Consider the following 239-nt stretch of genomic DNA (forward strand, 5'->3'; position numbering starts at 1 on the left):
CCTGCCGAGAACCAAATTTCCATGTTAGGTGAAATTACCCAGATGGGTGCCGTAAAAAATTCAAAACCAAAACCATTGGATTATGGGGTTAAATTTGAAACTTTACTCCAGGCTGAAACAGATTCCGGAAAGGTTTATTCAGATGCTTCCGGCTTAAAAATAGAAGGTGCTAAAGAAGTTACCTTGTATTTGGTAGCTAATACTTCCTTTTATACTGAAGATTTTCAGCAGAAAAATAG

General features: G+C 36.8%; 1 protein-coding gene. It reads left to right on the forward strand.

Annotated elements, in window-relative coordinates; all coding sequences use genetic code 11:
• Window positions 1-239, forward strand: a 239-nt coding sequence (locus tag B4F31_RS17395; RefSeq protein WP_286761840.1) for a glycoside hydrolase N-terminal domain-containing protein, incomplete at both ends; no start/stop codon positions are given.

Origin of the sequence: Salegentibacter sp. UBA1130 (genome assembly GCF_002311535.1) — a bacterium.
Lineage (GTDB): Bacteria > Bacteroidota > Bacteroidia > Flavobacteriales > Flavobacteriaceae > Salegentibacter > Salegentibacter agarivorans.